Origin of the sequence: [Clostridium] clostridioforme AGR2157, from assembly GCF_000424325.1 — a bacterium.
GTDB lineage: Bacteria > Bacillota > Clostridia > Lachnospirales > Lachnospiraceae > Enterocloster > Enterocloster clostridioformis_A.
Window position 1 is genome coordinate 19,807 of record NZ_AUJR01000057.1, and the last position, 9,468, is coordinate 29,274.

Genomic DNA, 9,468 nt, shown 5'->3' on the forward strand with positions numbered 1-9,468 from the left:
GCCAGAAGGAGGCGCTTGCATTGGAGGCAAAAGAGAGCACGAGAACCAGGATTGGGTTCTCCAGGATGGAAAAGCAATATGAGTGGAAGGACCATGTAATATTCATGGGTATTCTGCTTGCCGTGGCAGTGTGGGTCAACAGAGGAATCGAAATAAAGGGCTTATACATGGACGACCTGTACTTCTGGTCCTGTTACGGTGAGCAGAGTTTCCTTCAGTATGTGTTTCCGGTGGGCAGCACCCGGTTCCGCTTTCTGTATTATCTGGCCGCCTGGCTGGAGATGGCAGTGGTCAGGAACCATGTGGGATGGTTCGTGCCCTTTAACATCCTGCTGAATGCAGCCGTGTCCTGGAGCATATATTTCATCGGCCGCAGGCTGTCCAGGGCAAAGGGAATCGGTTTCTTATGCGGCTCCATGTTCTTAATCAGCCGCATGGCATATTACCAGATTGGACAGGTGCTGGGGCTTATGGAGACCATGGCACTGTGGATGGCTGTTATGATTCTCTGGTATTTGTTCCGGTATCTCAATGAGAAGAACAGCCAGGTATACTTCTGCCTTTCCTGTGTGCTCTACTTTGGGGTATGCTTTGTACATGAACGCTATATGGCCCTGTTTCCTCTGCTTCTTCTGGTTCTGCTGTTTAAGAAGAGCAGAAAGCTGTGGGAATGGGGAGCCGCCCTGTTATCCTTCCTTCTGGTCCAAATCATACGCGCCTTTACTATAGGGAGTATTCTGCCGGCAGGCACAGGGGGAACCCAGGTGGCAGATACCTTCAGCCTGGCGGACACCTTCAAATACGCGCTGAGCCAGATTGCCTATGTGTTCGGCATCAATGCAGGGCCGGAACATCTCAATGGATGCCCATGGGGGCAGAGTCCTCTGGCCATAAAGGTGCTGGTGCTCCTGGCAGATGCGGCCATTGCGGTCATCGTTCTGGCATACGTGGTGAAGCTGGTAAGGGAGAAGAGGAAGGATTACCGTGTTCAGATGCTGAAGAACAGCACTCTGTTCATTCTGTTTACCGGGCTGTGTATTGCGTCCTCCAGCGTTACCATACGGGTGGAGATGCGCTGGGTGTATGTATCCCTGGTATCCGCCCTTTTATTTCTGGCTTATATGTATGGTGAACTGACAGAGGGGGTGAAGCCGGAGCTGTACCTGAAACGGCTTTGGCCCTGGGGAGCCGCCTTTGCCTGCTATGTGGTATTCATGCTCCCGGCGGAGCTGTATTACCGGGCGGACTATCCCAAGCTGTATTTCTGGCCCAATCAGCTGCGGTATAATTCACTGGCTGAGGAGACCTATGGAAGATATGGAGACGATATATTCGGCAAGACCATTTACATCATAGGCGACAGCTATGAGATGAGCGATTTCACGGCCAGAACCTTCTTCAAGGTATTTGACAGGGACCGGACAGCAGAAGGCACCAGGGTGGAGTTCATAGAAGATATCCGGGATATCGGTCTGGTGGATGACAGGATGCTGGTTCTGCGGGAAGACCCGGACCATGAAGGTTTCCAGGATATCACGGAAATTGTAAGGGAAATGAAGCTCCAGGTGGATTATGGCTACTACAGCGACGGCTGGATGGATGAACATGCCAGCCTGACTGTCATGGCCGGTGAGACAGGCGTGATTGACCTGGAGGTGGTATATCCGGGAATTATGAGCGGCGGGGAGGCAGTCAGGATTACAGAGGATAAGGAGGAACCACGTTATCTGCCGGTACGGTCCAATGTTGTAGATACAACGATTCAGGCCGAGCCATGGCAGATGGTGCACCTGACCTTTGAGTATAATTTCTTTATGCAGAACGCCCAGGAACAGAGGGGAGAGGACCGGCTGGCAGCGATTGTGCATCTGACGGTCAGGTAAGAACCGTTTTCCGGGAAAGACATAAGGAATGAGAAAGGAGCAGGATAACCATGAACGCAGAACGAAACAGGAAAATCATATATTGGCTTCTTCCGCTTGCAGGCATCTTATTCTGTCTTTGGTACGTGAGGAGCGCCACCTGCGACGTGGTGTACTCAGACTACATCCGGCTGGTGAACAGCTACCTGCCGGATGTATGGAATCCGGAAAAGTTTTTTGTTCCGGATGTTCTGACACGCATCCCAATCAATTATCTCTGCCGGATTGTCAATGTGGAGTTCTTCGGTTTTTCCATAACCCTGGAACGTGTTCTGGGAGTGGTGAGCCTGGGGCTGGCCGGCTGGGTATTTGCCGCCTATTGCAGGAGCAGGAAGATCGGATGCCTCTGGTTTGCGCTGCTGATGGCAGTGATGTTCAGCCTGAATAAATGGGAAATGCTTACCAATGGAAGCGGGTGGTCCCATTTCTTTGCCTTTGCCTGCTTCTACTACCATGAGCTGGTCCTGGACCGGGTGTGGGCAGGGGAGGAGAAAAAGCGCGACCGGTTAAAGCTGCTGGTACTGCCGTGGCTTATTATACTGGGTACTGCCGGCCCATATTGTGCGGTGTACGCCGCCACGCTGCTGCTTTCCTATGGATTCTGCATGGTGATGGACCGGAGGAAGAGTAAGGGCCGCCCGGGTAAAAAGGGGCAGGGTTCCTGGGATACGCGGTATCTGGCTTATATGGCCTGCGCCCTGCTTCCCCTTTTTCTGTACATGCTGAGCAATTCCATGGCAGTGGAGGAACACGCGGGAGCCACGGGACGTTCCCTGGGCATCATACTGGTTGAAAATCCCACATTCCCGGTCCGTTTTCTGTTAAAGTCCTTTGCGGGAGTCCTGGTGGGAGGGGAGGAACTGGAACGTTTCATGGTAAACGGCCTTCTCAGCAACAGGATGTGTTATGTTCTGGGCCTGTTTGTGGTCTTCGGCTATCTGCTGGCCTTGTGGCTTAATTTCCGGCTCCGCCTGTATGAGAGGACCATTATGCCCCTGATGCTTCTGGCAGGAGGCGGGATGAACCATGTAATCATTTTCATTTCCAGGTATATATTTGAGAAGGAAAACTATGCCCTTAGTTCCCGCTATGCCCTGCAGTTCCAGGTGGGAATACTGGGAATTATACTTACCTTTGCCCTGGTGCGGCAGCTGAGGGAGAGGACAAACAGAGGATACCGGTGGTTCATGGCTCTATTCTGCCTTGCAATCCTCATGGGAAATGGTTATACTACTTATCGTGAGATCCAGAAAGCGCCCAGCAGGGAGGAAAGCTTTGAGAGAAAGGTCCGGCTAGCCCTGGAGGTTCCCGGAATGAGCCGGGAAGAACTGCAGGACAGGGGAGAAGAACTGGAGACAGAGTTTGAATACCGCAAAGGACTGGATAAGATACAGAGCGCGTTCCGGATACTGGAAGAGAATAAGCTGAATGTGTTCCGGGAATAGGCTGCGGGCAGGATGGAATACAGGCAGGATGGAATGCGTCAGCATAGAACTCATCAGCATAGAATGCGGTGGAATAGAATGCGGCTGGAATACAATGTGCCGGAAATACAATGGAGGACAGAGATGAAGGTAGTAATATTAGCAGGAGGACTTGGTACCAGAATCAGCGAGGAGAGCCATCTGAAGCCAAAGCCGATGATAGAAATTGGGGGAAAACCCATATTGTGGCATATCATGAAGTATTATTCGGAATTCGGATTCCACGACTTCATTATCTGTCTGGGCTATAAGCAGTATGTGGTGAAGGAATTTTTCGCAGACTATTTCCTTCACACCTCGGATGTGACATTTGATCTGGCCAATAATAAGATGGAAGTCCACAATAACTATTCCGAGCCCTGGAAGGTGACATTGGTGGATACCGGACTCAACACCATGACAGGCGGGCGTGTAAAGCGTATCCAGCCTTTTGTGGGGGATGAACCCTTTATGCTGACCTATGGGGACGGCGTGTCAACGGTGGATTTGGATGAACTGGTGCGTTTCCATAAATCCCACGGCAGGACAGCTACCATCACAACAGTCAATATTGGCCAGATGAAGGGCGTCCTGGATATTGATGAAAATGATACGGTCCTCTCCTTCCGGGAAAAGGAGGATAATGACGGCGCCTTGATTAACGGAGGATTCATGGTGATGAACCCTGAGATATTTAATTATCTGGAGGGGGATTCCACTGTGTTTGAGCAGGGACCCATGCAGAAACTGGCGGCGGAGGGACAGCTTAAATCCTTCTATCACGGCGGATTCTGGCAGTGCATGGATACCCAGCGTGAGATGAATAAGCTGGAGGGATTGTGGCAGTCGGGTAAGGCGCCCTGGAAGATTTGGTAGAGGGGAGTCGCGGATGGTCCGCATGGTTCCAGGCGTGCTTCCTGATGAAACACGCTCTCGCTCGGTTTACACGCAGCGGTACTAAGACGCGTGAAAGACCGCGTCTAAGTGCCGGCGTGTAAAATGGTTTCAGCAGGAAACACGCCTGGAACCATGCTGGGCTTCCTTGAATGCCGGAGGAAAGGGTTGCTGTGCAGAGTTGATGGAATTGGTTAGGAAATGCGGATGGTTTTCGTGAGGATGATTGGAATTGGATGAGAGGATATTTTTATGAAGATGAAGGAATTGACGGATTTTTATAGAGATAAGAGGGTGCTTGTGACGGGGCATACCGGGTTTAAGGGGGCCTGGCTTTGCAGGATACTGACGCTTGCCGGGGCCAAGGTGACGGGGTATTCCCTTGAACCTCCCACGGATCCCAGCTTGTTTGAGATTGTCGGGCTGGAGGATATTATGGACAGTGTGATTGGCGATATCCGTAATCTTAAGGGGCTTAAGGATGTGTTTGAACGGGTGAGGCCGGAGGTGGTGTTTCATCTGGCGGCCCAGCCCATTGTCCGGGATTCTTATAAGGAGCCGGTGTATACCTATGAGACAAATGTTATGGGGACAGTGAATGTGATGGAGTGCGTCAGACTGACGGACAGTGTGCGCTCTTTCCTCAATGTGACCACGGACAAGGTGTATGAGAACCGGGAGTGGGAGTATGGATACAGGGAATGCGATCCTCTGGATGGATACGATCCCTATTCCAACAGTAAGTCCTGTTCCGAGCTGGTTACCCACAGCTATCAGAAATCATTTTTCAGTGACGGGCGGTGTGCTGTTTCCACCTCCAGAGCAGGTAATGTCATTGGAGGCGGCGATTTTGCCAATGACAGGATTATACCTGACTGTATCAGGGCGGCTGCAACAGGGAAAGATATCATTGTAAGGAATCCCCATTCCACCAGGCCCTACCAGCTGGTGCTGGAGCCGCTTGCCGTGTATCTTACCATTGCCATGAGGCAGTATGAGGATGGACGGTACCAGGGATATTATAACGTGGGACCGGACGATAAGGACTGCGTGACCACAGGACGCCTGGTGGACATGTTCTGCCGGGCCTGGGACGGGGATGTGAAGTGGGTGAATCAGTATGACGGAGGCCCTCATGAGGCCAATTTCCTGAAGCTGGATTGTTCCAGAATAAAGTCAGTATTTGGCTGGCGCCCCAGATATGGGGTGGAGGAAGCCATTCAAAAGACAGTAGAGTGGTCCAGGGCTTATCTGGACGGTGAGGATATGCTGGAGGTTATGGACCGGCAGATAACAGAATTTTTTTCGTAAAGAGGAGAAATGAACATGGCATTTGAACATAAGACAGAGACAGAAGCAAGGCAGCAGATTCTGGACATGGTGGCCGAATACTGCGACACCTATCACAATAAAAAGGGACCCTTTCAGGAGGGAGACCGCATTCCCTACGCTTCCAGGGTCTATGACCATAAGGAGATGGTAAACCTGGTGGACAGCTCACTGGAATTCTGGCTTACCTCCGGCAGATACACCGATGAATTTGAGAAGAAGCTGGCAGGCTATCTGGGAGTGCGTTTCTGCTCCCTGGTGAACTCCGGTTCCTCCGCCAATCTGGTGGCCTTTATGACGCTGACCTCCCCTTTGCTGGGTGAGCGCAGGGTAAAGAGGGGGGATGAAATCATCACGGTTGCCTGCGGGTTTCCAACCACGGTGGCCCCTGCCATCCAGTTTGGCGCAGTGCCGGTGTTCGTGGATGTGACTATCCCGCAGTATAACATTGATGCAGAAAAGCTGGAAGAGGCCCTGTCTGAAAAGACCAAGGCAGTGATGATTGCCCATACCCTTGGAAATCCCTTCGATTTAAGGGCAGTGAAGGCATTCTGTGAGAAGCATAACCTGTGGCTGGTGGAGGACAATTGCGACGCTTTGGGTACCCAGTATACCATGGAAGAGGACGGAAAGGAGGTGACCCGGTTTACAGGTACTATCGGTGACATCGGCACCTCCAGCTTCTATCCGCCCCACCATATGACCATGGGCGAGGGAGGCGCCGTGTATACGGACAATCCCCTTCTCAATAAAATCATCCGCTCCTTCCGCGACTGGGGCCGCGACTGCGTATGCCCCTCAGGCCGCGACAACATGTGCGGACACCGGTTTGACAGACAGTTCGGTGAGCTTCCTCTGGGGTATGACCACAAATACGTGTATGCCCATCTTGGGTATAACCTGAAGGTAACGGACATGCAGGCCGCCATAGGCTGCGCCCAGCTGGATAAATTCCCCTCCTTTGTGGAGCGGCGCCGTCACAATTTTGACCGCCTGAAGGCAGGGCTTGAAGGAACAGAGAATCAGCTGATTCTCCCGGAAGCCTGCCCACATTCCAGGCCAAGCTGGTTCGGTTTCCTGATTACATGCAGGGAAGGCGTGGAGCGGGATAAGGTTGTCCAGTATGTGGAGAAAAAGGGTGTGCAGACCAGAATGCTGTTTGCAGGCAATCTGACAAAGCATCCCTGCTTCGATGAAATGCGGGCAGCGGGCCAGGGATACCGCATTGTGGGCAGCCTTGACAACACTGACCGCATTATGGCCGACACATTCTGGGTGGGGGTGTATCCGGGAATGACAGACGAGATGATCGACTATATGGCCAGGACTATTAAGGAAGCAGTGGGGTGCGCATAGGTACTCTGAGGGAACAGCTTAGGCACCGTGCCAAAAACACGGCAAGAATAAAGGGCAGGAGCACTGATTATGATGGAAACCTATGATATGAGCCGGGTCCATGAGGCTAACTTGACCATATTAAAAGAGATAGACCGGATTTGCCGTAAGTATAATATCCGCTACATGCTGGACGCAGGCACCCTCATAGGCGCTGTACGTCATAAGGGATTCATTCCCTGGGATGATGACGCGGATGTGGCGTTTACCAGGAACCAGTATGAGGCGTTCATGAAGGTGGCTCCAAGGGAGCTGCCGGATACCATGGAGCTGCTGGAGCCGGACAGTTACAGGGGCGGAAGGGCATTTTATGATTTTACGCCCAGAATCATTTACAAGAAAAGCAAGTGCCATGAGGACAGCCTGGAAATGCAGTACTATGAGGGAAAGCTGAACCATATATGGGTGGATTTGTTCATTCTGGACAAGCTTCCTGCCTCCAGGGCAGGGGCGGAATTTACCCGCTTCCTGCACAAGGCAGTGTATGGCATGGCCATGGGGCACAGGTATAAGCTGGATTTCGGCAAATACAGCCTGATTCACAAGATATTCGTGGGAGGGCTGGCAGCCGTGGGCCGTCTGGTGCCCATGAAGCTTATCTTTGCCATGCAGAAGGCCGCTGCCCTCAAGGACAGGCGCAGCAAGGGGAACCTGCGCTATTACAGCAACTATCAGCCGGATTACCTGTATGTGACCGTGGATAAATCCTGCTGCGACCAGGTGGAGGACGCGGATTTTGAGGATACCCGTCTGATGATACCAAAGGGATGGCACCAGATATTGACAGAGGTGTATGGAAATTACATGGTAATGCCGCCGGAGGACAAACGGGTGCCTACCCACTCCAGCCAGCAAATCCGTATTTTTGATTAGAGTGTGCCAGAACGGGGTTCAGACACGCACTGGGGGGATGACGACAGAGAGATTGGCAGCATATTTTAACATGCCCCAGGAAAGGATAACAGACAAAAGAGATGGACAGGTTGTTATCAGTTGTGGTATCGGTCTACAACGAAGAAAAGGCATTGGAAGAATTTTACAGGGAAACCACAAATGTGTTGAGTCAAATCAGCTGGGATTATGAGCTGCTTTTTGTCAATGACGGCAGCAGGGATGGAAGCCAGGACATACTGGACCGGCTGGCCGCATCTGATTCAAGGGTCAGGGTGATAAGCTTTTCCAGGAATTTTGGACATGAGGCGGCCATGATAGCGGGACTGGACTACAGCAGGGGAGACGGCATCATCTGTATGGACGCGGACCTGCAGCATCCCCCGGAGTGTATACCGGATATCCTGGCTAAGTTTGAGGAAGGATACCAGGTCATCAACATGGTCCGCACCAGAAACAGAACGGCAGGGCTGGTGAAAAATATCACCTCCTCCGGCTTTTACTGGCTTATCAACAGGATTTCAGATGTACACTTTGAGGCAAATGCTTCTGACTTTTTTGCGGTCTCGCGCCATGTGGCCCGGGTGCTAAAGGGCAGCTACAGGGAAAAGGTGCGTTTTCTCAGAGGCTATGTGCAGAACGTAGGCTTTAAGAAAACCGCCATTGAATATGAAGCAGGGGCCCGGGTGGCAGGGGAGAGCAAGTACAGCATCAAGAAGCTGTTCGTGTTCTCCGTCAATACAATTCTGTGCTTTTCCAACATGCCCCTGAAGCTTGGAATCTACGCAGGCATATTCTCAGCCCTGCTGGGCTTCGCTGTCATGATATACACTCTTTGCACCAGGAAAGGGGCTCCCAGCGGCTATGCCACCATTGTGGTATTGATTTGCTTTATGTTTGCCATGATGTTTGTGATTATCGGTATCATCGGTGAGTATATTGCGATTCTGTTTACGGAGCTGAAGGACAGGCCGATTTATATTGTGGATCGGACGGAGAATTTGGACCAGGGAGAGAATGTGGACCGGAACGCCAATGTGGACCGGGGAGAAAATAGAAACCGGACAAAGAAAGCTCATTAGAAAAAAGTCCACATCCAGTTCTCTTCCCACGATAATTCGATTGATACGGTCCAGCTGGCTGATATTAATGAAAGCGCTGGCCTGAAAGGCCACATTGAATGGCTGCTTCGGATTAACAGGAAACCTATTTTCGCATCAGAGAGGAGACTGCCCGTGGAAACGGGTGGTCTCCTTTTAGGTGCGCCCGGCGGGCGCACGTTCTAACGGGTGAAAGTCCCTGACCCGCCCGGCAGTGGGAAGGGTGCAGCCAATGGCAAGGGCGTCATCGTGAGGTGGGGTCTGAAGGAAGCCGGAGGCAAACCACTGGCCTGTAAAAGTTGTCCGGATAGGCTGTGAAGCGTGGATGAGGTTGCCTAACAAACTAAAGTCCAATAACTGCACGGAACGCCAGCAGTAAACGGGGCAGGTATAAGTGGGAAAGAACGTGTGAGTACCCGGGGAGGTCTCACGGACGTGAAAGTGGCGATAAAACATTCGCTGTCACGGAGTAAA

At 51.8% G+C, this 9,468-nt stretch carries 7 protein-coding genes; all 7 read left to right on the plus strand.

Annotated features, from left to right (window positions below):
• Positions 1-20 precede the first annotated feature (20 nt).
• The 7 genes from G614_RS0119760 to G614_RS0119795 all read left to right on the plus strand — a co-directional run bounded on the left by G614_RS0119760 (position 21) and on the right by G614_RS0119795 (position 8,976).
• Complete coding sequence (locus G614_RS0119760) at positions 21-1,883, plus strand: hypothetical protein (RefSeq protein ID WP_027643337.1); 1,863 nt, start codon at positions 21-23, stop codon at positions 1,881-1,883.
• Between the two features lie 50 nt (positions 1,884-1,933).
• A complete protein-coding gene (locus G614_RS0119765; RefSeq protein WP_027643338.1) occupies positions 1,934-3,367 on the plus strand; it encodes a hypothetical protein in 1,434 nt (477 codons plus the stop codon).
• A 123-nt stretch (positions 3,368-3,490) separates the two neighbouring features.
• Positions 3,491-4,261, plus strand: coding sequence for a glucose-1-phosphate cytidylyltransferase (gene rfbF / locus G614_RS0119775; protein WP_027643339.1), 771 nt, complete (start codon positions 3,491-3,493; stop codon positions 4,259-4,261).
• Positions 4,262-4,531: 270 nt separating this feature from the next.
• Positions 4,532-5,590, plus strand: coding sequence for a CDP-glucose 4,6-dehydratase (gene rfbG, locus G614_RS0119780; RefSeq protein ID WP_027643340.1), 1,059 nt, complete (start codon positions 4,532-4,534; stop codon positions 5,588-5,590).
• Positions 5,591-5,605: 15 nt separating this feature from the next.
• Positions 5,606-6,964, plus strand: a complete 1,359-nt coding sequence (gene rfbH / locus G614_RS0119785) for a lipopolysaccharide biosynthesis protein RfbH (protein WP_027643341.1) — start codon at positions 5,606-5,608, stop codon at positions 6,962-6,964.
• Between the two features lie 69 nt (positions 6,965-7,033).
• A complete protein-coding gene (locus tag G614_RS0119790; RefSeq protein ID WP_027643342.1) occupies positions 7,034-7,876 on the plus strand; it encodes a LicD family protein in 843 nt (280 codons plus the stop codon).
• A gap of 101 nt (positions 7,877-7,977) precedes the next feature.
• Positions 7,978-8,976 (plus strand): glycosyltransferase family 2 protein, encoded by a 999-nt coding sequence (locus G614_RS0119795; RefSeq protein WP_027643343.1) that lies wholly within the window; start codon positions 7,978-7,980, stop codon positions 8,974-8,976.
• Positions 8,977-9,468: the final 492 nt, after the last annotated feature.

Excerpts from the sequence above, each read along its gene's own strand:
- rfbG (WP_027643340.1), top strand. The coding sequence starts at position 4,532 with ATGAAGATGAAGGAATTGACGGATTTTTATAGAGATAAGAGGGTGCTT.
- rfbF (WP_027643339.1), top strand. The coding sequence starts at position 3,491 with ATGAAGGTAGTAATATTAGCAGGAGGACTTGGTACCAGAATCAGCGAG.
- G614_RS0119790 (WP_027643342.1), top strand. The coding sequence starts at position 7,034 with ATGATGGAAACCTATGATATGAGCCGGGTCCATGAGGCTAACTTGACC.
- rfbH (WP_027643341.1), top strand. The coding sequence starts at position 5,606 with ATGGCATTTGAACATAAGACAGAGACAGAAGCAAGGCAGCAGATTCTG.
- G614_RS0119765 (WP_027643338.1), top strand. The coding sequence starts at position 1,934 with ATGAACGCAGAACGAAACAGGAAAATCATATATTGGCTTCTTCCGCTT.
- G614_RS0119795 (WP_027643343.1), top strand. The coding sequence starts at position 7,978 with ATGGACAGGTTGTTATCAGTTGTGGTATCGGTCTACAACGAAGAAAAG.